Origin of the sequence: Helicobacter pylori (assembly GCF_006440215.1) — a bacterium.
Taxonomy (GTDB): domain Bacteria; phylum Campylobacterota; class Campylobacteria; order Campylobacterales; family Helicobacteraceae; genus Helicobacter; species Helicobacter pylori_CS.
Genome location: NZ_VEZH01000006.1, coordinates 47,691 through 70,454, shown reverse-complemented (window position 1 = coordinate 70,454; position 22,764 = coordinate 47,691). Strand labels below are relative to the sequence as shown.

The 22,764-nt window shown below is 38.7% G+C and carries 25 protein-coding genes; 11 read left to right on the top strand and 14 right to left on the bottom strand.

What is annotated here, in order from left to right:
* The first annotated feature begins 11 nt into the window (after positions 1 to 11).
* On the top strand, positions 12 to 593 hold the full coding sequence (locus FIM44_RS04045; protein ID WP_140579172.1) for a hypothetical protein: 582 nt from the start codon (positions 12 to 14) through the stop codon (positions 591 to 593).
* Between the two features lie 86 nt (positions 594 to 679).
* On the top strand, positions 680 to 1,447 hold the full coding sequence (locus FIM44_RS04040; RefSeq protein ID WP_140579171.1) for a hypothetical protein: 768 nt from the start codon (positions 680 to 682) through the stop codon (positions 1,445 to 1,447).
* Here FIM44_RS04040 and FIM44_RS04035 read toward each other — a convergent pair.
* Positions 1,444 to 2,307: a menaquinone biosynthesis family protein gene (locus FIM44_RS04035; protein ID WP_140579170.1), complete on the bottom strand. Its 864-nt coding sequence runs from the start codon at positions 2,305 to 2,307 to the stop codon at positions 1,444 to 1,446. The genes FIM44_RS04040 and FIM44_RS04035 overlap by 4 nt on opposite strands.
* 98 nt (positions 2,308 to 2,405) lie before the next feature.
* Here FIM44_RS04035 and recA point away from each other — a divergent pair, with 98 nt between their 5' ends.
* The 6 genes from recA to FIM44_RS04005 are packed head-to-tail and all read left to right on the top strand — an operon-like array spanning position 2,406 to position 7,095.
* Positions 2,406 to 3,449 (top strand): recombinase RecA, encoded by a 1,044-nt coding sequence (recA, locus tag FIM44_RS04030; protein WP_000952098.1) that lies wholly within the window; start codon positions 2,406 to 2,408, stop codon positions 3,447 to 3,449.
* A 12-nt stretch (positions 3,450 to 3,461) separates the two neighbouring features.
* Positions 3,462 to 4,742 (top strand): phosphopyruvate hydratase, encoded by a 1,281-nt coding sequence (gene eno, locus FIM44_RS04025; RefSeq protein ID WP_100977330.1) that lies wholly within the window; start codon positions 3,462 to 3,464, stop codon positions 4,740 to 4,742.
* A complete protein-coding gene (locus FIM44_RS04020; RefSeq protein WP_140579169.1) occupies positions 4,735 to 5,010 on the top strand; it encodes a hypothetical protein in 276 nt (91 codons plus the stop codon). Before eno ends, FIM44_RS04020 begins: the two co-directional genes overlap by 8 nt.
* Positions 5,011 to 5,027: 17 nt before the next feature.
* Positions 5,028 to 5,624 carry an AMIN domain-containing protein gene (locus FIM44_RS04015; protein ID WP_194148694.1) on the top strand — a complete coding sequence of 199 codons (597 nt, stop codon included), beginning with the start codon at positions 5,028 to 5,030 and terminating at the stop codon, positions 5,622 to 5,624.
* Positions 5,625 to 5,628: 4 nt separating this feature from the next.
* Complete coding sequence (locus tag FIM44_RS04010; RefSeq protein ID WP_001164286.1) at positions 5,629 to 6,117, top strand: shikimate kinase; 489 nt, start codon at positions 5,629 to 5,631, stop codon at positions 6,115 to 6,117.
* Positions 6,118 to 6,138: 21 nt separating this feature from the next.
* The gene (locus FIM44_RS04005) at positions 6,139 to 7,095 is read left to right on the top strand and encodes a PDC sensor domain-containing protein (protein ID WP_000952278.1); all 957 of its coding nucleotides are present in this window, start codon (positions 6,139 to 6,141) and stop codon (positions 7,093 to 7,095) included.
* On the opposite strand, the gene rfaJ is transcribed toward FIM44_RS04005, so the two are convergent.
* The gene (gene rfaJ, locus FIM44_RS04000; protein WP_140579167.1) at positions 7,092 to 8,210 is read right to left on the bottom strand and encodes an HP0159 family lipopolysaccharide 1,6-glucosyltransferase; all 1,119 of its coding nucleotides are present in this window, start codon (positions 8,208 to 8,210) and stop codon (positions 7,092 to 7,094) included. The two genes, FIM44_RS04005 and rfaJ, sit on opposite strands and share 4 nt — an antisense overlap.
* 150 nt (positions 8,211 to 8,360) lie before the next feature.
* Between rfaJ and FIM44_RS03995 the strand changes: the two genes are divergently transcribed.
* A complete protein-coding gene (locus tag FIM44_RS03995) occupies positions 8,361 to 9,281 on the top strand; it encodes a tetratricopeptide repeat protein (protein WP_140579166.1) in 921 nt (306 codons plus the stop codon).
* A 519-nt stretch (positions 9,282 to 9,800) separates the two neighbouring features.
* On the opposite strand, the gene FIM44_RS03985 is transcribed toward FIM44_RS03995, so the two are convergent.
* The 12 genes from FIM44_RS03985 to FIM44_RS03930 form a co-directional block, all read right to left on the bottom strand.
* Positions 9,801 to 10,523 carry a YebC/PmpR family DNA-binding transcriptional regulator gene (locus FIM44_RS03985; protein WP_140489758.1) on the bottom strand — a complete coding sequence of 241 codons (723 nt, stop codon included), beginning with the start codon at positions 10,521 to 10,523 and terminating at the stop codon, positions 9,801 to 9,803.
* The gene (gene hemB, locus FIM44_RS03980; protein WP_140579165.1) at positions 10,524 to 11,495 is read right to left on the bottom strand and encodes a porphobilinogen synthase; all 972 of its coding nucleotides are present in this window, start codon (positions 11,493 to 11,495) and stop codon (positions 10,524 to 10,526) included.
* A 22-nt stretch (positions 11,496 to 11,517) separates the two neighbouring features.
* Positions 11,518 to 12,849 carry an acid-sensing histidine kinase ArsS gene (gene arsS / locus FIM44_RS03975; protein ID WP_140579164.1) on the bottom strand — a complete coding sequence of 444 codons (1,332 nt, stop codon included), beginning with the start codon at positions 12,847 to 12,849 and terminating at the stop codon, positions 11,518 to 11,520.
* Positions 12,850 to 12,874: 25 nt separating this feature from the next.
* Positions 12,875 to 13,552 (bottom strand): acid response regulator transcription factor ArsR, encoded by a 678-nt coding sequence (gene arsR, locus FIM44_RS03970; RefSeq protein WP_000573710.1) that lies wholly within the window; start codon positions 13,550 to 13,552, stop codon positions 12,875 to 12,877.
* Between the two features lie 233 nt (positions 13,553 to 13,785).
* Entirely contained in the window at positions 13,786 to 14,250 is a 465-nt protein-coding gene (locus FIM44_RS03965; protein ID WP_194148691.1) for a CiaD-like domain-containing protein, read from the bottom strand.
* Positions 14,241 to 14,504 (bottom strand): tetratricopeptide repeat protein, encoded by a 264-nt coding sequence (locus tag FIM44_RS03960; protein WP_001951219.1) that lies wholly within the window; start codon positions 14,502 to 14,504, stop codon positions 14,241 to 14,243. Before FIM44_RS03960 ends, FIM44_RS03965 begins: the two co-directional genes overlap by 10 nt.
* Before the next feature lie 33 nt (positions 14,505 to 14,537).
* Positions 14,538 to 15,818: a peptidase U32 family protein gene (locus tag FIM44_RS03955; RefSeq protein WP_140579162.1), complete on the bottom strand. Its 1,281-nt coding sequence runs from the start codon at positions 15,816 to 15,818 to the stop codon at positions 14,538 to 14,540.
* 2 nt (positions 15,819 to 15,820) lie between these two features.
* A complete protein-coding gene (gene cheZ, locus FIM44_RS03950; protein ID WP_128067144.1) occupies positions 15,821 to 16,552 on the bottom strand; it encodes a protein phosphatase CheZ in 732 nt (243 codons plus the stop codon).
* A gap of 69 nt (positions 16,553 to 16,621) precedes the next feature.
* A complete protein-coding gene (gene prfB / locus FIM44_RS03945; RefSeq protein ID WP_033756140.1) occupies positions 16,622 to 17,713 on the bottom strand; it encodes a peptide chain release factor 2 in 1,092 nt (363 codons plus the stop codon).
* 55 nt (positions 17,714 to 17,768) lie between these two features.
* A complete protein-coding gene (locus tag FIM44_RS03940) occupies positions 17,769 to 18,944 on the bottom strand; it encodes a molybdopterin molybdotransferase MoeA (RefSeq protein ID WP_140579161.1) in 1,176 nt (391 codons plus the stop codon).
* A gap of 9 nt (positions 18,945 to 18,953) precedes the next feature.
* On the bottom strand, positions 18,954 to 19,721 hold the full coding sequence (fliR, locus tag FIM44_RS03935) for a flagellar biosynthetic protein FliR (RefSeq protein WP_140579160.1): 768 nt from the start codon (positions 19,719 to 19,721) through the stop codon (positions 18,954 to 18,956).
* Complete coding sequence (locus FIM44_RS03930) at positions 19,715 to 20,443, bottom strand: EI24 domain-containing protein (protein WP_140579159.1); 729 nt, start codon at positions 20,441 to 20,443, stop codon at positions 19,715 to 19,717. Before FIM44_RS03930 ends, fliR begins: the two co-directional genes overlap by 7 nt.
* A gap of 472 nt (positions 20,444 to 20,915) precedes the next feature.
* On the opposite strand from FIM44_RS03930, the gene cbf2 reads away from it, so the two are divergent.
* Positions 20,916 to 21,815 carry a peptidylprolyl isomerase CBF2 gene (cbf2, locus tag FIM44_RS03920; RefSeq protein WP_021304722.1) on the top strand — a complete coding sequence of 300 codons (900 nt, stop codon included), beginning with the start codon at positions 20,916 to 20,918 and terminating at the stop codon, positions 21,813 to 21,815.
* 16 nt (positions 21,816 to 21,831) lie between these two features.
* Positions 21,832 to 22,755: a class II fructose-bisphosphate aldolase gene (locus tag FIM44_RS03915; RefSeq protein WP_000960467.1), complete on the top strand. Its 924-nt coding sequence runs from the start codon at positions 21,832 to 21,834 to the stop codon at positions 22,753 to 22,755.
* The last annotated feature ends 9 nt before the right edge of the window (positions 22,756 to 22,764 follow it).

The following is a 22,764-nucleotide window of genomic DNA, read 5'->3' as shown; positions in this document are numbered from 1 at the left end:
AGAGAAAATTAATGAAAGAAAAAAACTTTTGGCCTTTAGGGATCATGAGCGTGCTCATTCTTGGGCTTGGGATTGTGGTGTTTTTGGTGGTGTTTGCCCTAAAAAATTCGCCTAAAAACGATTTAGTGTATTTTAAGGGTCATAACGAAGTGGATTTAAACTTTAACGCTATGCTTAAAACCTATGAAAACTTTAAATCCAATTATCGTTTTTTGGTGGGTTTAAAGCCTCTCACAGAAAGCTCTAAAACCCCCATTTTGCCCTATTTTTCTAAAGGCACGCATGGGGATAAAAAACTCCAAGAAAACCTTTTAAACAACGCTTTGATTTTGGAAAAATCCAACACGCTTTATGCGCAATTGCAACCGCTCAAACCCGCTTTAGATCCGCCAAATATTCAAGTGTATTTAGCGTTTTATCCCAGCAAATCACAGCCCAGATGGTTAGGAGTGCTTGATTGTAGAAGCGCATGCGAGCCTTTAAAATTTGATTTGTTAGAGAGCGACAAAATGGGGCGTTATAAGATCCTTTTTAAATTTGTTTTTAAAAATAAAGAAGAATTGATTTTGGAGCAACTGGCTTTTTTCAAGTAGCGCATTTAAAAAATGCCTTTAGCGTTTTTATTAACACTTGATGATAAAAAGCCTGAATTTTCTATCCAAACGGGTATAATAAGGCTATGGGTTTTTTAAAAGTTTTTAAACATGACGCCTTGGGGCAAGTAGGGAATGTTGTTGTGGGGAATTTTTTAATAACGCTCACTGTTTTAGCGGTTTGTTTTTTCTCTCAAAGCGCTGAAGAAACGACCATACTCACCCTAAGCTACACGCTCTTCTTTGTCTTGGGGGCGTTTTTACTAGTCGCAATCAGTGTGGGAGCGATCAAAAATCTCAACGCGCTTTTTTCTAAAAGAGGGGTTTTAAGCTTTTCTTTACCCGTTAGTTTAGAGTCTTTATTGCTCCCTAAAATCTTGCTCCCTATGGTGTTTTTTATCTTCAGTTTGTTCTGGTTTGTGGCGAGCGTGCGTTTGGGCTATTATCTTTTTAACGCGCAATCCAGCGTGCTGTTTATCTTGCACACCGCTTTAAAAACCTTTGTGTTAAAACCCACTAAAACCCTAGGTATCGCGCTGTTTTTAGGGCTTGTTTTAATGAAATTTTTATTTGTTTTGAGCGTTTTAAACGCTGCTAGGATCAAAAAAGCGCGTTTTTTACTAGGGGGGCTGTTATTCATTCTGGTGGGGGTTGTTTTGGAATTAGCGTTTAATTCGCTGCTGCCCTTAATGAGTTCTAATTTAAGCATCAATGAGGGGTTTTATTATTTCTTGCAACAACAAGAATTACAAGAAAATAAATACTACCTTTTATGGGGGGTGGATTTTTTAAAAATCCTTTTATTGTATGGAATGATCCGTTACTTGCTCACGCATAAATTAGAACTAGATTAAGAAAAGCGGTATTGCAAATATTCATCAGTGAGCAAGCAATCTTTAGTCTTTAACAAACTGGCATAAAACCCATGCTGATAGCCCAATTCAAAAAGCTTGTCTATGGCGAGAATTTGAATCTCACTTAAGTGCGTTGAAGTTTCATTCGCATACAAGCTTAAATAAGTTCGTAAGCGCTCTTTATTGACACGAATGAGCGAGCGCTCTAACAGCATTTCAGAGAGCAAATTTTGGTGTTTTAGTGCGACTTCAACCGCTTTAATCAAAGCCTTTTTAATCAAAATCGCGCGATACAAAGGGATAGAGCGCCTAATCGCCATGCCCCCTAAAGGCAAAGGTAAATCCACTTTAATGAGTTCTTTCCAAACATCCCACAATTCTTTTTCCACTTCTAATTCATCATGGAAATCCAAAATATTTTCATGGATCAATACGCCTGCATGCACTTTTTCTTCCAAAACCGCTTTTTCAATGTCTAAAAAATTCATGTAAGCGATGCGCGCGTGTTTGTAATAGATCTTAAACAAGAGGGCGTTTGTGGTGTGCTCCCCGCTTAATGCGACTCTAAAATCTTTTTTCAATTTCACGCCCTTTTTTTTCACTAATTTAGGCCCATAGCCATTCCCAAAGCTTGTCGCTGTAGGGAGTAGGGCGTAGTCGTTCGCAATTTTAGGGTATAGCCCAAAGCTTATCGCGCTCACATCATAAGTGTTTTTTAGGGCTTCTTGGTTTAGGGTTTCAATATCCAAAGCAATGTTATGGAATGTTTTGTTTTTAATGGGGCAATCTATCCAGCCAAACTTAATCGCATAATACATGAAAATATCATCAGCATCAGGGCTATGAGCGACACTAATCAAAGTAAAATCCTTTTGTGATAGGGTAAGTCCTTTTATTATAATAGATTTTAGGCTAGGATTTGATAGAATAAACAAATCAAATTCAATAAGGTGATTTAATGGCAATAGATGAAGACAAACAAAAAGCGATTTCTTTAGCGATCAAACAAATTGATAAGGTTTTTGGTAAGGGGGCGTTGGTGCGCCTTGGGGATAAGCAAGTAGAAAAGATTGACGCTATTTCTACAGGCTCGTTAGGATTGGATCTGGCTTTAGGGATTGGGGGCGTTCCAAAGGGCAGGATCATTGAAATTTATGGGCCAGAGTCAAGCGGGAAGACCACTTTAAGCTTGCACATTATCGCAGAATGCCAAAAAAATGGCGGCGTGTGCGCGTTCATTGACGCTGAGCATGCCCTAGATGTGCATTATGCTAAGAGGCTGGGCGTGGATACGGAAAATTTACTCGTTTCACAACCTGATACAGGTGAGCAAGCTTTAGAGATTTTAGAAACGATCACCAGAAGCGGAGGGATTGATTTAGTGGTGGTGGATTCGGTGGCGGCTCTTACGCCTAAAGCAGAGATTGATGGGGATATGGGCGATCAACATGTGGGCTTGCAAGCAAGGCTTATGAGCCATGCGTTAAGAAAAATCACCGGTGTTTTGCACAAGATGAATACCACTTTAATCTTTATCAATCAAATCAGGATGAAGATTGGCATGATGGGCTATGGGAGTCCAGAGACCACAACCGGAGGTAACGCTTTAAAATTCTATGCGAGCGTTAGGATTGATATTAGAAGAATCGCGGCTTTAAAACAAAACGAACAGCATATCGGTAACAGGGCTAAAGCTAAAGTGGTTAAAAATAAAGTCGCTCCGCCCTTTAGAGAAGCGGAATTTGACATCATGTTTGGGGAAGGGATTTCTAAAGAGGGCGAAATCATTGACTATGGCGTGAAATTAGACATTGTGGATAAGAGTGGGGCATGGCTTAGCTACCAGGATAAAAAGCTAGGGCAAGGCAGAGAAAACGCTAAAGCCTTGCTGAAAGAAGATAAAGCCCTAGCGAATGAAATCACTCTTAAGATTAAAGAGAGCATTGGCTCTAATGAAGAGATCATGCCCTTACCGGATGAGCCTTTAGAAGAAATGGAATAAAAAAGGATTTTGATGCTAACCATTAAAGACATTCATGCTTTAGAAGTGATGGATAGTAGGGGCAATCCTACCATTCAAGCCAGCGTGATTTTAAGCGATAACACTAAGGCGAGTGCGATTGTGCCTAGCGGGGCGAGCACCGGTAAAAGAGAAGCGTTAGAATTAAGGGATAATGACAAAACCCGTTTTTTGGGTAAAGGGGTTTTAAGGGCATGCGAAAATGTCAATAGCGTGATCAAACACCATTTAATAGGGCTTGAAGCGATCAATCAAGCCTTTGTAGATGAGAGGTTAAGGGCTTTAGACGGAACGCCTAATTACGCTAATTTAGGGGCGAACGCTGTTTTGGGCGTTTCTATGGCGTTAGCAAGGGCTAGCGCGAAGGCTTTAAATCTGCCATTATACCGCTATTTAGGGGGGGCTAACGCTCTGACTTTGCCTGTGCCGATGCTCAATATCATCAACGGCGGGACGCATGCGAATAATTCCATAGACTTTCAAGAATACATGATCATGCCTTTAGGGTTTGAAAGTTTTAAAGAAGCCTTAAGAGCGAGCGCGGAAGTCTATCACACGCTTAAAAAACTCCTAGATGAAAAGAATCAGCTCACAAGCGTGGGCGATGAGGGGGGTTTTGCGCCTAATTTTAACAACAATGTAGAACCCCTTGAAGTCATTTCTCAAGCCATTGAAAAAGCCGGCTATAAATTAGGCGAAGAAATCGCGCTCGCTTTAGATGTAGCGAGCAGCGAATTGGTGGATGAACATTTCAATTACCATTTAAAGGGTGAAAATAAGATTTTAGATTCGCATGAATTAGTGGCTTATTATAAAGAGTTGGTGGCAAAATACCCGATCGTGTCCATTGAAGATGGTTTGAGCGAAGACGATTGGGAGGGTTGGGCGTTTTTGAGCAAGGAATTAGGGCGTCAAATCCAGTTAGTGGGCGATGATTTGTTTGTAACGAACGCAAGCATCTTGCAAAAAGGCATTGAAAAAAACATTGCGAACGCCATTTTAATCAAACCCAATCAAATCGGCACCATTAGTGAGACTTTAGAGACCATAAGATTAGCCAAACACCATGCCTATCAATGCGTGATGAGCCATAGAAGCGGGGAGAGCGAGGACAGCTTTATCGCTGATTTTGCTGTCGCATTGAATACGGGAGAAATTAAAACCGGATCCACCGCAAGGAGTGAAAGGATCGCTAAATACAACCGCCTTTTAGAGATTGAGCATGAATTAAAAGGGGGGATTTATATCGGCAAAGAGTTGTTTAAGCATGGCTAGTGGCCTTTTTGAAAACGATGAAATCAAAGACAACAAGGTGCGAGATTTTTTCTATAGCCATAGCTCCCTTATTGTCTTTTTCCTTTTACTGCTTGGGTTTGGGTATTATTTAGGGAAGTTGCTTTTTGGGGGTTCTTCTTTAGAGGTTTATTTGGATTTAAGAGACAAGCATGAACGATTGCAGCAAGAAATCACCGAATTGCAAAGCAAGAACATGCGCTTGCAAAAGCGTTTGTTTGAGTTGAGGGAATTACGGCCTAGAGATTAGATTTAAGGAAAATGGTAGTGTTAAAAAAGATGATAGGTTTGGTGGTGGTTTTAAGCGTTTTATTGGCTAGAGACAACCCTTTTGAGTCTGAAATCAATTCCAAGAATTTGCAAGGGGGCTTTAATGGGATCTACGATAGTTATTTTAAAGAAATCCATGTGGATTTGCCCACGAGTGCTAGGATTTTAAAACAAATCACGCTCACTTACCAGGATATTGATGGCTCTATCCATTCTAAAGTCGTGGGCATTGATAAAAGCATTGATTGGCATTACCCCTTAAAGCTCTCCCAACACACCCTTGATCAAGCCGCCTTTGAAAAACGCTACCAGATCCAAGATTTTGATTTTTTAATGGCAAACAACACGATGATCTTGCGTTCCCCTTATAAAGTTTTGCGCTCTTTTGTGCTAGTCAATCCTTATAGAATCGTGTTAGACACGCAAAAAGGCCCTTTGGATATTTATCAAAACATGGATTTAAACCAGAAGTTTTTTTCTCACATTAAAGTCGGCACGCACAAAGATTATTACCGCATCACGCTCATTTTAGACGGGAAATACCGCTATCTTTTGGAAGAAAAAAACGGAGCGTATGAATTGAAATTGAAATAAAAGCATGCAGCATTTAGTCTTAATCGGTTTTATGGGGAGCGGTAAAAGCTCTTTAGCACAAGAATTGGGTCTGGCTTTGAAATTAGAAGTGTTGGATACGGATATGATCATTAGCGAGAGGGTAGGCTTGAGCGTGAGGGAGATTTTTGAAGAGCTTGGCGAAGACAATTTCAGGATGTTTGAAAAAAATTTGATTGATGAATTAAAAACGCTCAAAACCCCCCATGTTATTTCTACCGGTGGGGGCATTGTGATGCATGATAACCTTAAGGGTTTAGGCACAACTTTTTACCTCAAGATTGATTTTGAGACCTTGATTAAGCGTTTGAATCAAAAAGAAAGGGAAAAACGCCCCCTTTTAAATAATCTCACTCAAGCTAAAGAGCTTTTTGAAAAACGCCAAGCCCTCTATGAAAAAAACGCCTCCTTTATCATTGATGCAAGGGGCGGTTTAAATAATTCTTTAAAACAAGTGCTACAATTCATCGCATAAATTTTTTTTAAAGGCCTTTTGATGTTAAGTAGAGACATTGTCCAATATTCCAAGATCCGCACCGAGTTATACGCTTATCTTACCTATTTGTTTTCGCACAATATCCGCAACCACCTCCCTGAAATCACTTTGGATTATTTAAACAAACAGATCAGAAAAATGCACGCTGAAATCAAAATGGCAAAAAGTTTTTTTGTGTTAGACGCTAAAGGCATGCTAATTCTTAAGCCAAGCCAACTTAAAGAGCAGGGGCATAAGGAGGGGATATTAGAGCATGATTTAACAGAAGGGATTGAATTAGAATCGCATGCCAGTTTTAGCGATAAATATTATTTTTATCAAGCTGTGAATGAAAAGCGTTGCATTTTAACCGACCCTTACCCTTCTAAAAAAGGAAACCATTTGGTAGTGAGCGCATCTTACCCGGTGTATGATCAAAATAACGATTTGGCGTTTGTGGTGTGCTTGCAAATCCCTTTGAGGGTGGCGATTGAAATCAGCTCGCCTTCAAAGTATTTCAGGACCTTTAGCGAAGGGAGCATGGTCATGTATTTTATGATTTCTATCATGCTCACTTTAGTGTCGTTGCTTTTATTTGTGAAATGCATTTCTAGCTTTTGGACAGCGATTGTCAATTTTAGCAGTTTTGACATTAAAGAAGTGTTCCACCCCATTGTGCTTTTAACCCTAGCCTTAGCCACCTTTGATCTAGTCAAGGCGATTTTTGAAGAGGAAGTTTTGGGTAAAAATAGCGGGGATAACCACCATGCGATCCACCGCACGATGATTAGGTTTTTAGGCTCTATCATTATCGCATTAGCCATTGAGGCGTTAATGTTAGTGTTTAAATTCAGCGTGAGCGAACCGGATAAAATCACTTATGCGGTGTATTTGGCTGTTGGTGTGGCGGTGCTTTTGATCAGTTTGGCGATTTATGTTAAATTCGCTTATAGCGTGTTGCCCAAACGAGAACGCTAAGAGTTAAAAAATTTTTCTTTTAAGCGTTTGAAAATCCTATTCAATCTGAAAAAGACATATTCTAAAAGGGTTTTTGGGTTGAGTAGGGGGGCAAGAAATTCAAAGGTTTTTTGTTTGTCTTTAAGGCTTAAAAATTCTGTCATTTGTTTAAGGAATTTCACGGAATATTCGGCATAAAAAGGGGTCTTTAAAAGAGTCTCATGCCATTCTTTAGAATATAAAGCAGTGGGTGAAACCCAAGGTTTCCCTATAAAATAAAAATGCAGCATGACGATTTCTTTTTTGTCAGGGATGAAGCGTTTTTGATTGGCCATGAAAGGGTGGGTGTTATAAATATAAGGCAAGATTAAAACTTTTGGGTAGCATGCGAGCGTTAAAAGATCCTGTTCAGGGTAAAACACGCATTGGCCTTTTTGACGGGTTAAATTGAGTAAGCGCTCTTCTAAATGATCAGCACGCCACAGCTTTAAATTCACGATCAAAAACCCGGCGTTATAATTGCTTTCATGAATGATTTTCATGTCTTTTTCTTTAAGGTAATGCTCATAAAGGGAAAAGGCTTTGCGAGGCTCTCTTTCTCTTTCCTTTTGAAAGTGTTTAGGGCTTTTAGGAGAAGAAAAATCTTTAGCCGCTCCAAAATAATAACCATCTAGCGGGATAAAAAAACTTTCGCTCACATCGTTTAAAAATAAAGTGTCCGCATCAAACATGATAATTTTGTCGTATTGCGGGAATAAAGAAGCCAAAAACAAGCGGCACATGACCATTTTAGAAAAGCGAGTCTTAGCGTAAATATTGAGTTGCAAAAAAGCTTTATTGATCTTATCAACCACAGAGGGTTCTATTGAAGTGGTGTAAAGATTAGGGGTTGAAATGTCTAAAAAATCCACGCTCATAAAAGCGCTAAAGGGGGCTAGAGTCTCTTTTAATTTGCGCTGGTTTTCAAGGCTTAAGTTATCCACCAGGCAGTGGATTTTATAAAAAAGTTTTTCACTATCATTTTGCGATTGGGGATTTTTTAATTTAGTGCAAGCCAGCATGGAATACAAGCTCACGCCAGCTGGAATGGCATAATGATTGTCAAAAGCGATGACAATAGGAATAATAATACTCATTTTAAATGGTTTTCCTAAAATAGGTTTTTAATTAAATTTAATCCAAAGTTGAATTTATTTTTTGACAATATTATACTATAATAACCAATTAGATTGGGGTTTTACTGATTTTCTTTGTGTGAGCTTTGGCTTAGTTTTGTAAGGAATGAGATGATAAAGAGTTGGACTAAAAAGTGGTTTTTGATTTTATTTTTAATGGCAAGTTGTTTCAGTTATTTGGTGGCTACAACCGGTGAGAAATATTTTAAGATGGCTAATCAAGCCCTTAAGAGAGGGGATTACCATAAAGCGGTGGCTTTTTATAAGAGGAGCTGTAATTTGAGGGTGGGGATTGGTTGCACGAGTTTAGGCTCTATGTATGAAGATGGCGATAGCGTGGATCAGAACATTCCAAAAGCCGTTTTTTATTACAGAAGAGGGTGTAATTTAAGGAATCATCTCGCTTGCACGAGTCTAGGCTCTATGTATGAAGATGGCGATAGCGTGCAAAAAGATCTTCCAAAGGCTGTCTATTATTACAGAAGAGGGTGCCACTTAGAGGGTGGGGTGAGTTGCGGGAGTTTAGGTTTTATGTATTTTAATGGCACGGGCGTTAAGCAAAATTATGCCAAAGCCCTTTCTCTTTTTCAATACGCTTGCAGTTTGAATTATGGCATTAGTTGTAACTTTGCAGGGTATATGTATAGGAACGCAAAAGGCGTACAGAAGGATTTGAAAAAAGCCCTTACAAATTTTAAAAGAGGGTGCCATTTAAAAGACGGAGCGAGCTGTGTGAGCTTGGGATACATGTATGAAGCCGGTATGAATGTCAAGCAAAATGAAGAGCAAGCCTTGAATCTTTATAAAAAGGGTTGTTCTTTAAAAGAAGGGAGCGGTTGTCATAATGTGGCGGTGATGTATTACACGGGTAAGGGCACTCCAAAGGATTTGGATAGAGCCACTTCATATTATAAGAAAGGGTGCGCTTTAGGCTTTAGCGGTAGTTGTAAAGTGTTAGAAGAAGTGATTGGCAAGAAGTCTGATGATTTGCAAGATGACGCGCAAAACGACACGCAAGATGATACGCAATAAGATTAGAGTTTAGGGGCTAATCATTAAAACCCATCTTATAGAAATCTTTCTGCTCTCTTGCTATCAAATAGGGATTAAGCGTCTCTATTGATGGGTATTGAGACTAAAAATCTACAAATCTAGGGTTTGGATTCGCTCTCATATTGAAAAACACTCAAAGGCGTTTTAAAATAAAAATATAAAAGAGCTTACACAGAGACCAAGCGATAATTTTTAAAGTGCTTCTTATGGGGATTTAATGGGGTTAAAGGGGGTGTTATTTCAAAATCCCCTATCCGCTTTAAAAAATAACTTTACCACAAAATAAAAATTAACTATAAAAAAGCTTAAAAACAAGTTTTTTAAAAAAGAATATTGAATAAAGCTTCCTATTTGACAAAAACAAAAACTGATCAAAATAAAATTAAAAATCCAATAAAAACGGAGTTTTTATAACTCTTTATAGGATTTTACAAGCTTATAGCAACAAAACTTTTTGTTGGTTTCCATGGTTAAAAATGCTTTGATCCTTTTTGCATTTCATTCAATATTCGTATAAAGCGCGACCACATCATCATCGTCTTCAATCCTATCCAATAATTTTTCGGTAAGCTCCATTTGTTCGTCATTCAATTCAATGGGCGTTGTGGCGATGCGTTGCAAACTCGCTTTTAAAATGGGTAATTTCAAGCTTTCAAACCCCTCATTTAAGAGTTTGAAGCTGTTATAATCCCCCCTAATAATAATCTTGTCTTCCACTTCTTCTAATTCTTCCAAACCATAATCAATGAGAGCGAATTCCAAATCTTCTAGGCTGAGTTTTAAATTTTTTACTTCATTTTTCAAGCATTCAAACACGCTTTTTCGGTTAAACATAAACTCTAAAGAGCCATTAGGCACGATGCTTGCCCCTGGCGTTTTATTGAAATAGCTTTTAAGGTTAGCAATGGTTCTGGTGGGGTTATCAGTCATGCATTCCATAATGATTAACACGCCAAAATTCGCCTTACCCTCATAAGTGATTTCACTCAAATTCCCCTCTTTACTGCTCGCTCTTTTAATCGCTGCGTCAATATTGTCTTTAGGCATGTTTTGCGCTTTAGCGTTTAAAATCGCTGTTCGTAGTTTGGCGTTCGTGTCCGGCTCGCTCCCGCCATCTTTTGCCGCTAGAGTGATCGCTTTGGCGAGCTTGGGGAAAACCTTACTCATCTTATCCCATCGTTTTTCTTTAGCCGCTCTTCTGTATTCAAACGCTCGTCCCATTCAATTCCTTTGTAATAAGTTAGCCACTTCTTTAGCATGATAGCTAATAATCATATCCGCTCCCGCTCTTTTAAAACAAGTCATCGTTTCTAATAAAACGCTTTCATAGTTGATCAGGTTGTGTTTTTGAGCGAGTTTGAGCATGGCGTATTCCCCGCTCACATTATAGAGCGCTAAAGGGAGCAAAGTGTGATCTCTAATTTCTTTAACAATATCCAAATACGCCAAAGCCGGTTTCACCATTAAAATATCCGCGCCCTGTTTTTCATCTTCTAAACTTTCTAAAAGCGCTTCTTTTTTATTAGCGTAATCCATTTGATAGCTTTTGCGATCGCCAAAACTCGGCACAGAGTTTGCTACATCTCTAAAAGGCCCATAGTAGCTGCTCGCAAATTTAGTGGAATAGCTCATGATGGGCGTGTGGGTATAGCCGGCGTTATCTAGCGTTTTTCTCAAGCTTAAAACATTCCCATCCATCATGTTGCTTGGGGCTAGAATATCCACACCGCTTTCAGCTAAAATAAGCCCTTGAAGATTTAAAATCTCTAGCGTTTTATCGTTAGACACCGAAGCGTTTTCTAAAATCCCGCAATGCCCATGGTCGGTGTATTCACAAAAACACAAATCCGCTATAACGATTAAATCCTTGAATCGTTTTTTAACCTCTCTAGTGGCTTTTGCGACAATGTGATTTTTATTTAACGCATGGCTTCCTGTAGCGTCCTTATGTTTAGGAATGCCAAACAATAAAACGGCTTTGATGCCTAAACCCACTAATTCTTCGCATTCTTTTAAAAGAGGCTCTATACTCATTTGATAAACGCCAGGCATGGAACTGATTTCATTTTTAATATAGCTATCGCTTTCTATGACAAATAAGGGAGCGATGAAATCATCAATATTTAAATGCGTTTCTCTTACCATCGCCCTTAAGTTTTCGCTGCTTCGTAATCTTCTCAATCGTTTGAACATGTTCTCTCTTTATTGTTTTTCTTTAACCCCACAATTGGCTTTTTCTGTTCCTTTCATCCCGCTCATTTCTCTCAAATTTTCGGGGGGGGGGGGGTAGCTCTTCATTATCCTCTTCTAAATCGTAAAAACTATTAAAAACGCAATCATGGATAGTGAAACAAATTCTTCCATTGCTATAATGATAGCTCAAATTCAATCCCATAGCCTCTAAAGCGTTTTTAATGATATACATGCCTAACCCAAAACCATGGGCTTGGCTGGGGTTAGAGGATTTAAAGTAGGGTTGCAAATATTTTTCAAAATCTTCTTTTAAAGGTTTGCTTTTATTGGACACCACTAAATTATTTCCTATGAAATCCAAAAACACCTGTTTGTCATCGCTGTATTTAATCGCATTATCTACCATGTTTTTTAACGCTATAGAAAACAATTCAAAATCCGCTTCAATAATGTAATTTGAAGAGGATACATGGATAGGGCTTTTTTTATCCTCATCAATTAAAAGCATTTTTTCAATCTTGTCTATCAAATCGCTCATTAAAAATTTTTCTTTATTGCTCCCGTAATTTTTGGAAGCGAGCTGCTCAATGCGGGCAAATTGCTCAATCAGCATGTTCAAGTGATCAAATATAGATGAAAAGCGTTTGTAAGAGAGCTCTTCTTTGAGCATAGAGCTTAGTATTTTGCCCTTAGTGATAGGGGTGCGTAATTCATGCATGATGGAGCGCAAAAATAAAACCCGAGATTCATTCATCGTATTGATTTTTTGGATGCAATTGTCAAATTCGTTAGCCAGATCCCCTATTTCATCTTTTTGCTTGCTTTTACAACTCACGCTTTTATCCCCTTGAGCGAAGCGTTTCACTTGAGATCTTAACTCTCTTAAGGGCAATAAACTCTGCAAAACAAACAAAAAGAGGAATAAAATCAACAATAAACCCACCGTAATCGCTAAGAAATAATTCCTGTAAGAAACCGAATGCAAATCTTTATAAAGCACAAAATGCTCATCCTTTTTTAAAAGGATAAAAACCATATCGCTGAATTTAAACACTTCCGCATACCCAATATTTCTGTGGTGCAACTGGTGGCGTCTTTTGGCTAAAACCTTTTCTAAATTTTCTATCGTGGTTTCTCTAAAACCGATTTTATAGAGGTAATCTTCTATGGCTCTGTAATCGGAGTAGTTATTTAAAATTTCATTGATAGTGGTAACAAACTGATAATGACGCATTTCGTTTTGATAGTTTTCGTGGTCGATTTGAGAAGACACGGAATAGTAAGCGAACGCTCCAAAACTAAAGAGCGTTATCATAAACAAAGCGACAACTTTAAAAAAGATAGAGAAACGCAAAACCCCTTAACTCCTTATTAGAATATCAGTATTCTAATTTATAACCAATCCCTCTAACAGAGATGATATATTGCGGTTGTTTAGGATTTTTTTCAATCTTAGATCGCAAACGGCCAATAATCACATCAATGCTTTTATTAGAGCTTTCAGGGTTGATGCTCTCGCTCTCAATCGCAATGCTTTCACGACTAAACACATAACCTTTTTTGCTAATGAGAAGCGAAAGGATTTCATATTCAGCCCTAGTTAAGTCTAGCTTTTTTTCATGCATATACACTTCTCGGCTATCCTTATCCACCCTAAAGATATTCGCATCGCCTGGCTCACTCACTTCTTCTTTTTTATGAGAACGCCTGAGTAACGATTGGATACGAGCTAACAATTCCTTAGGATCATAGGGTTTAGGGAGGTAGTCATCAGCCCCATAATCCAGTGCTTTAATCTTATCTTCCACATCGCTTCTTGCTGAAGAAATAATAATAGGGATATGTTTTTGTTTGGAGATGCGCCTACACACTTCAAGCCCATCTAAATTAGGCAAAGTTAAATCCAATAACAACAAATCATAATTTTGTGTGTTAGCCGCACTAATGCCGGTATATGGCTCATCGTAATTGGTTACATGAATGCCATGTTGGAGCAAAAACTCGCTCAAAAACTCGGCTAATTCTATATCATCTTCTATCATTAAAACTTCTATCATACTTCAATTAACTCCTTCAATGATTTTTGCAACTTTAAAAACGATTAACTTTGTTAATGTTTTAAAGGACTAATTTTAGCATTTTATTATTAAAGACACCTTGAAAATATCTTAAAAATAAAAATTCAAAACATTATCATAGTTATTAATGGAATTAAGGCTTTGTTTTCATGGAATATTGAAAATTAAAGCCTTATTTTTTAATGTTTTTAAAAAATTCCTTGGCTCATTTTTCATTCTGTGTTTTCTCGCTCCAAAGATTCTAATCGTTTTTCAAGCGCGCTCAATTGGTATTGCAAGAAACGCTCCACCAAATCCAAACGCTTCAACGCTTCTTTTTCTTCTAAAGCTTGCATGCCTTTAAATAACACTAAAGTTCTCTCTAATAAGCCTTTTAAAAAAACCCGTTCGTTTGGAATTAACACTTGCGTGGGGTTTTCTTGCGTGATTTCTTCTGTAATGATTTCTTTTAATTCTTCTTCTTTTTCTTCTGTGATTTTTTCTTGCGTTTCTATTTTGGCAGCGTTTTTTGGCTCTAAAGGGGCATTAGCATTTTTAGGGTTTGGGGTGTTTTGCAAATGGGGGGGCGTTTTGAAAAAAGAGGGCGTTTTTTGCGCCACATCAAAGCCATTGTCAATCGTTTTAGCCATTTTTTCAATTTCATTAAGGGTTTCTGAAATAATGTTTTTCAATTCCATTCTACCAGCCATTGTTCTAAATTTTCAACGCTCAAAAAATCCCCTTTGATAAAATTCAAATAGTGCCGCTCTAGTATTGCGTCGTGCTTGAAAGGAGTGCAATTTTTTTGGATTTTTTCCAAACGTTTTATTTGTTTTAACGCCTCTGCATGGTCAGGGGTTTTGTTTAAAATATTAGTATAAATTTGCAACGCTTCTTCAAAAAACCCTTGTTCTTCGTAAATATGAGCGAGCGTGATGGTTTCTAAGGGCATGCGTTTCTCTTAATTATTTTTAATACCTAATCTCTAAACGCCATTTTTAGACTCTACTTGAGTGCGTAAAAAACTAAAAGCCGGTAAAGATGCGGGCAGCCGCACCAAATTCACGTTCCCGCTATGGATAGTTTCTAATTCGGTGTTATTTTCTAAAAGGATTTTATACAGCACTAAATAAGAGCGTTTGTCAAAAGTATAAATCTTGCCAATTTCATTGACTATGGGCGTGATAGCGGCATTTTTGGGGGCGATGATTTCATAAGCTATGTTAGTGGTGGTGGTGAATTTGCATGCAAAAAAACGCCCGTCTTCTGTTATTTCACCATTGACTTGAAAATCCCCTTCGCTAATGGCTGTTTGGTGGTTTTGAGTGTCTAGCCTTTCAAAAGGCCTACGCATCAAATAGCCGTCCGTAAAACCCCTGTTTTTAAGCGTGTTCAATTCACTAACATAAAAACTCGGCTTTAAGGTGTTATGGTAAAAATCATCAACCGCTAAACGATAGATGCGCGTGGTTTGCGCGGCGTAGTAACTGGACTTGGTGCGCCCTTCAATCTTAAGCGCACTAATGGCGTTGGAGCTTAAAATTTCAGCGATATGACTAGAGAGATTCAAATCTTTAGCGTTAAAAATATGCGTGCCTACGCCCTCTTCTTCAACCAACCTCATCATCACGCCGTTATCAGGGTTTTTCACATAATATTCATAATCAAACCGGCAATCATTCGCGCAACTCCCTCTATTAGGCACACGCCCCTTTTGTAAGGCCGAAATCAAGCAGCGCCCTGAAAAGGCAAAGCACATGCTCCCATGCACAAAGATTTCTAATTCCAAATCGGGTAGGGCTTTTTTAATTTCAATCGCATCATTTAGGCTCAATTCCCTAGCGCACACAATGCGTTTAACCCCTAAATCATAAAACACTTGCGCATCGAGCAAATTTAAGACATTCGCTTGCGTGGATAAATGGATGGGAATATGTGGGGCGATTTTTAAAGCGAGTTTCACCACACCAGGTGCAGCGATAATGAAAGCGTCTGGCTCTAGCTCTGCCATTTTATAAATATGCTCTTCTAAAAGTTTGAGCTGTGAATTGAAAGGGAAACCATTGATGGTCGCATAGACTTTTTTATTCAAGGCATGGGCGTAGTCAATCCCTTCTTTAAAGGTCTCTAAAGTGAATTCTTTACTCGCGCGATTGCGTAAAGAAAAATGGCTCACTCCCCCATAAACCGCATCAGCCCCATAGTTGAGAGCGATTTTAAGTTTTTTTAAATTACCGGCTGGAGAGAGCAATTCAACTTGGTTCAAAACTACTTGGCTCCAAAAGAAGCGATCAAGGCTTCAATATCATCAGCGCTGGCTAAATCTTTATCGTCATCGCCGGTGATAAAAGTCGCTGAACTCACGCGCTTAGAATCATCAATTTTGCCTTCAAAAAGCGAATTCATGTATTGGCTGAGCGCTCGCATGACATTGACCACTCGTTCAATTTTTTGGCGGTGGATGTCTTGAAATTGCATAATATCCATCGCTTGCATGGAGCTATCAGAGCAATTGGTGGCTTCTTCTTCAATGCTCTTAAGGGCGTTTAGGATTTCTTGTTGCTCGTTGAGCGCGGTTTTAAAAGATTCCACATGGGGGAAATGGCCATGCAAATTGTCAAAAATTTCTTGGTGTTTTTGCAAAGGTTCTTGGATTTTTTTAACCATTTTAGCGATTTTTTCAGCACTAGATCCGATCAAATCCAATTGATCAAAAATTTGCGTGGCTTTCACTTCAGAATCTCTTGTAACATCGTCTAATTGATGCACGACTTTATGCTCTTCAGTGGGGGGAGGGGGAGGCCATTCATTGGGGCTAATCTTGCCGTATTTTTCAGCGTCTTCTTTTTTGACGGTCATTTTTTGGCTAGAGCTTTCTTTGGATTCTTTAACCTCTTCTTTCTCTTTAGCTTCCTCTTTAGCCTCTTCTTTAGCCTCTAAGGCTTCCAAATTTTCTAAATCGCCACCATTCATCAAAGCGTCTAATTCTTCTTGTGTCATTGTTGTTCCTTGCCAATTGGTTTTAAAAAGCGTTTTTAACCATAATTCCTAGCTGTCATTTTAGCGCACTTAAGCTTTAGCAATCAAAACGCCCTCTAAAATCGCATCAATATCGCCGTCTAATATCGCTTCCACATTGCTATAAGCAATATTGGAGCGCGCGTCTTTGACTTGCTGGTAGGGGGCTAGGACATAACTTCTTATTTGATGCCCCCAGCCGATCTCGCTTTTTTCTTCATTTTTGGCGCTGCTTTGCTGCTTTTCTAATTCCAATTCATAAAGTTTGGATTTAAGCATTTTTAACGCACTCGCTTTGTTTTTATGCTGGCTCCTGTCGTTTTGGCATTGCACCACAATACCGGTAGGGAAATGCGTAATCCTGACCGCGCTTTCTGTTTTATTGACATGCTGACCGCCTGCCCCACTGGCTCTGTAATAATCATAACGGACATCTTTTTCATCAATTTCTACATCAATATCATCGTCTAATTCAGGGCTAATTTGCACGCTCGCAAAACTCGTGTGCCGTTTGGCGTTCGCATCAAAGGGCGAAATCCTTACAAGCCTATGCACCCCGTTTTCATTTTTCAAATAGCCATAAGCGTTTTCGCCCTTAATGATAAAGGCGACCCCTTTAATGCCCGCTTCTTCGCCATCTTGATAATCTAAAATCTCGCTTTTAAAGCCTCTTCTTTCCGCCCACCTCAAATACATGCGATACAAAATACTCGCCCAATCCTGGCTTTCCGTCCCCCCCGCTCCAGGCTGAATGGTGATAATAGCGTTTGAGGCGTCGTTTTCACCGCTTAACATGATTTCAATTTCTACTTTTTGCACGCTGTGTTCTAAAGTAGGAGCCTCTTCATAGAGTAAGGATAAAGTAACCTCATCGTTATCGTTTTGAGCGAGTTCAAACAATTCCACGCTTTCATCTAAAGAATTTTTCGTTTTTTGATAGGTTTCTAGCAAGCGGTTCAAGCGCACTTTTTCTTTATTAGTGTCTCTGGCTTTTAGGACATCTTGCCAAAAATTAGGGTCTTCTTGCTCTTTTTCAATGCGTTCTAATTCCTGCTTGATCTTTTCAGGCTTGATGATTAAAGCGATATTATCGCATTTGTTTTGCAAGCTTTTTAACAATTCGCTATAGGTGTAGTTATCCACAAACAGAACCTTTATGAGTGGGGTTTTAAACTTGCCATTATAGCAAAAAGCCATTTCAATTTTCAAACCTTAAAATTTCAATTTCGCCCTGAACCAATCCCACTCCTTCATCAATTAAAGCGATAGAATCCACTCGCGCAAGGGCTTGAATCGCTCCTGATTCATAGCGGTTGTTGTTGTAAGGAATGAATTGGTTGTTTAAATAGTTGCCCAAGATTAAATGCGCGCGTTTGTCTTTAAGCTTTAAGGGGGCATTGATTTGAGCCTTAAAGGGTTTTAGTTTAAAATCTTTATTTAAGGATAAGCGCTCCAATAAGGGTAGAATCAAAACCCGTAAAACGACTAAGCAACTTAAAGGATTGCCCGGTAAGCCTATAATAATGCTTTGATTGAGTTGGGCTAAAGTTACCGGCTTTCCAGGTTTGAGATTGACTTTTTCATAATAAAAAAGGGCGTTTTTTTCTTTCAAAGCGTCTTTAAAAAAGTCTTTATCCCCTACGCTCACCCCCGCGCTTGAAAGGATGACATCATAGTCTTGCAATTCAAGTATTTTAAGCTGTAAATTTTTATCATCTTTTAAAACCCCCAGAAAATGCGTGTTGTAGTTTTTAAGCATGTTAAAAACACCCACTGAATTCACATCATAAACCTGGCATTCTAGGGCGTTTTGCCCTAAAGGCACTAATTCATCGCCGCTGCTAAAGAGAGCGATTTTTAATTTTCTAAACGCTTTGACTTCTTTGAACCCTTGAGAGGCAATGAGCGCGATATGGCCATAATTCAAACGGGTATTTTTAGGGACTAACACGCTGTTTAAAGAAGCGTTCTCGCCCTTTTGACGGATATTAGCGTGAATTTTAAAATCTTTGGGAGCTAGGGCGAAATCTTTATGACTCTCTAGCATGCATTCTATGGGAACGATCGTTTCTATTCCCTTTGGCACCATCGCTCCAGTCATGATTTTAACGCATTCATTTTCTTTGACTTCTAAAGTGCTCACATCATCCCCGGCAAAAATGTGCTGGATGACTTGAGTTTTTTTGCCTAAATCTTGCATTTTAAACCCATAGCCGTCCATAGTGCTTTGATTGAATTTAGGCAAGGCGTGAATGCAAACAATATCCTCTGCCAAAACGCGCCCTATGCTTTCAAACAAAGAGATAACCTCTATTTCTAAGGGTTTTAGGGGAATGCTAGAATGGATTTTTAGAGCTTCTTTAAAACTAATCATATTGATCCTTTAAAAGATTTTGCTAATGGCGCTAAAGGCCAGGCTGATTTCTTCTTTAAAACGCCCCATGATAGCCGAAGCGATTAAAATAATGCCCACAAACCCGATCGCAATTTTAACCGGAAACCCGATAGCAAGTAGGTTGAACTGAGGGTGGGTTTTCATGATCATGCCAAAAATAATATCGCTCAATAACACCAAGCATAAAATAGGGAACGCCATAGAAAACCCTATGACAAACAAGTGCGAAAAGGCTTTAACGATATTTTTAGCTAACGCTGGCTCAAAGACAAATTGCCCTAAAGGGACGGCTTTTAAGCTGTGATCCACAAATAAAATGATTTGATGGTGGAACGATAAATCCAATAAAATTAAAATCGCTAACAATAAAAGGGCTTGCCCCACAATGGGTTTTTGCGATCCTGAAATAGGATCATACGCGCTCGCCATCGTAAGCCCCATAGAAAAGCTGATGCTATCGGTTGCAAACACTAAGCTTGCAAAGACGATTTGTAAAAAGACAGATGCGCACACCCCTAAAAACAGCTCGCATAAACAAGCAATAATAAAACTCTCTGGTGTGTAAGCGGCGTTTGAAAATTCTAGATTGGGGTAAAAAATCGCGCTCACATACAAGCTCAAAGCCCCACGCACCGACAAAGGCACTAAATGGTTTTCAAAAAAAGGGAAAAAAGACAGCACGCCACTAACCCTTAAAAACAACAAGAAAAAATCCCTGACATGGGGGGTGCTAAGCTCTTGAATAAAATCTAGCATTCTTTTTCTTTAAGGATAAAAAAGTAGTGCACTAGCATTAGGGTTTGCAACAAGGTGGCAAAAAAATTAAAAAAAGGGATTAAGGAAAAAAGATAGCAAAAAAACGAGAAACGATAATGCTTCAATCGGTGCTGTTTGAGTAGGTTTTGATAGCTTTGATGATTAAAAATCATGCTGGCTATATCCAAACTCATGGTGTTTTTGAAAAAAAGAAAATGCGGGACTATAGAAAAAAAGACCCCAAAGACCCCTATAAAGGGAATGAAATAAAAGGGCGTTAAAACCGCTAAGAATAAAAGCATAAAAGCGAGCGATTTTAAAAAATATTTAATAGAAAAAAGGATAGAGCCAAATTCTTCTAAAACGACATGGGGATAATATTTTTGGTGCAAATAAGAGACCACTAAAGGGGTGTAAAAAATGGACGCAAAAATATTGATGACTAAACTCAAAAGAATCACGATCCAAAAAATAAGAAAATACACTAACGCTTTAAAAACCCATGCGAACACACCAGCAAAAAAGCCTTGAGAATGGGAATAGCCATTCAAAGATTGCGGTAATAAAGTTTGGCAATAACCCACAATACTTGCACCATTGTAGTAAAAAACAGCTCCAAAAAAAGCCAAACTCAAAAGGATAGGGCCAAGATTGATTAAAAGCATTCTAGTGCTTAAAAAATCATTAAAGCTTTTTTTAAGGATAGATAAAGACAAAACCATAACTTGAAATCCTTCTCGCTTTGATAGGGTAATTTAAGCGCAAAGTCCCTTAATCTTACATAGTAAGCTTATCAATATGAGATTGATTAATAGAGTATAGAAGTTATTTAATATTGGGATAACATACAGCAGTAAATACATTATGGGGTAAAACAATACCATCAGTATCCAAGGACACAAAACGATTACAACAGCAATGGTAAATACAATATTCATTATTGTTTTATGAAATTTTGAATCTTCTTTAACATTCTTTTTCTTTCCAAAAAAATATAACAAACACCAATAAGGACAATAAATATTATTACAACATCTGCGGCAAATATTTTACCCACTTTGAATGGAATGAATAACTTTAAGCGTTTCTTGATCTTTAATGTGAGTTTTCTGTAATCATGATAGCTGATTTTGTTTTAATTTTGCTATAATGTAAATTTAATGATGAAAATTAGTTTAGAGTGGAGAACACACAATGAAAAAAAATATCTTAAATTTAGCGTTAGTGGGTGCGTTGAGCGCATCGTTTTTGATGGCCAAGCCGGCTCATAACGCAAATAACGCTACGCATAACACGAAAAAAACGACTGATTCTTCAGCAGGCGTGTTAGCGACAGTGGATGGCAGGCCTATCACTAAAAGCGATTTTGACATGATCAAACAGCGCAACCCTAATTTTGATTTTGACAAGCTTAAAGAGAAAGAAAAAGAAGCCTTGATTGATCAAGCTATCCGCACCGCCCTTGTAGAAAATGAAGCTAAAACCGAGAAATTGGACAGCACTCCAGAATTTAAAGCGATGATGGAAGCGGTTAAAAAACAGGCTTTAGTGGAATTTTGGGCTAAAAAACAGGCTGAAGAAGTGAAAAAAATCCAAATCCCAGAAAAAGAAATGCAAGATTTTTACGACGCTAACAAAGATCAGCTTTTTGTCAAGCAAGAAGCCCATGCTAGGCATATTTTAGTGAAAACCGAAGATGAAGCCAAACGGATTATTTCTGAGATTGACAAACAGCCAAAGACTAAAAAAGAAGCCAAGTTCATTGAGTTGGCCAATCGGGATACGATTGATCCTAACAGCAAGAACGCGCAAAATGGCGGTGATTTAGGGAAATTCCAAAAAAACCAAATGGCTCCGGATTTTTCTAAAGCCGCTTTCGCTTTAACTCCTGGCAATTACACTAAAACCCCTGTTAAAACAGAGTTTGGTTATCATATTATCTATTTGATTTCTAAAGATAGCCCTGTAACTTATACTTATGAGCAAGCTAAACCCACCATTAAGGGAATGTTACAAGAAAAGCTTTTCCAAGAACGCATGAATCAACGCATTGAGGAACTAAGAAAGCACGCTAAAATTGTTATCAACAAGTGATTGATGAGGTGTTATCATGTTAGTTAAAGGCAATGAAATCTTATTGAAAGCCCATAAAGAAGGTTATGGGGTGGGGGCGTTTAATTTCGTGAATTTTGAGATGCTGAACGCTATTTTTGAAGCAGGAAATGAGGAAAATTCCCCGCTTTTCATTCAAGCGAGTGAGGGAGCGATCAAATACATGGGGATTGATATGGCGGTGGGCATGGTGAAAACCATGTGCGAACGCTACCCGCACATTCCTGTAGCCTTACACCTAGATCATGGCACGACTTTTGAAAGCTGCGAAAAAGCCGTGAAAGCGGGTTTCACTTCTGTGATGATTGATGCGTCTCATCATGCTTTTGAAGAAAATTTGGAATTGACTTCTAAAGTGGTCAAAATGGCGCATAACGCTGGAGTGAGCGTGGAAGCGGAGTTGGGGCGTTTAATGGGGATTGAAGACAATATTTCAGTAGATGAAAAAGACGCGGTGTTGGTGAATCCTAAAGAAGCGGAGCAGTTTGTCAAAGAATCTCAAGTGGATTACTTAGCCCCAGCCATTGGGACAAGTCATGGAGCGTTTAAGTTTAAGGGCGAGCCCAAATTGGATTTTGAACGCTTGCAAGAAGTCAAAAGGCTCACTAATATCCCTTTAGTTTTGCATGGAGCGAGCGCGATACCAGATGATGTGAGGAAATCTTATTTGGACGCTGGAGGCGATTTGAAAGGATCTAAGGGCGTGCCTTTTGAATTTTTACAAGAATCCGTGAAAGGGGGGATCAATAAGGTCAATACTGACACGGATTTAAGGATCGCTTTCATCGCAGAAGTGCGCAAGGTGGCTAATGAAGATAAGAGCCAATTTGATTTGAGGAAGTTTTTTTCTCCGGCCCAATTAGCGCTTAAAAATGTGGTCAAAGAGCGCATGAAACTTTTGGGTAGCGCTAATAAAATTTAACCAACAAGG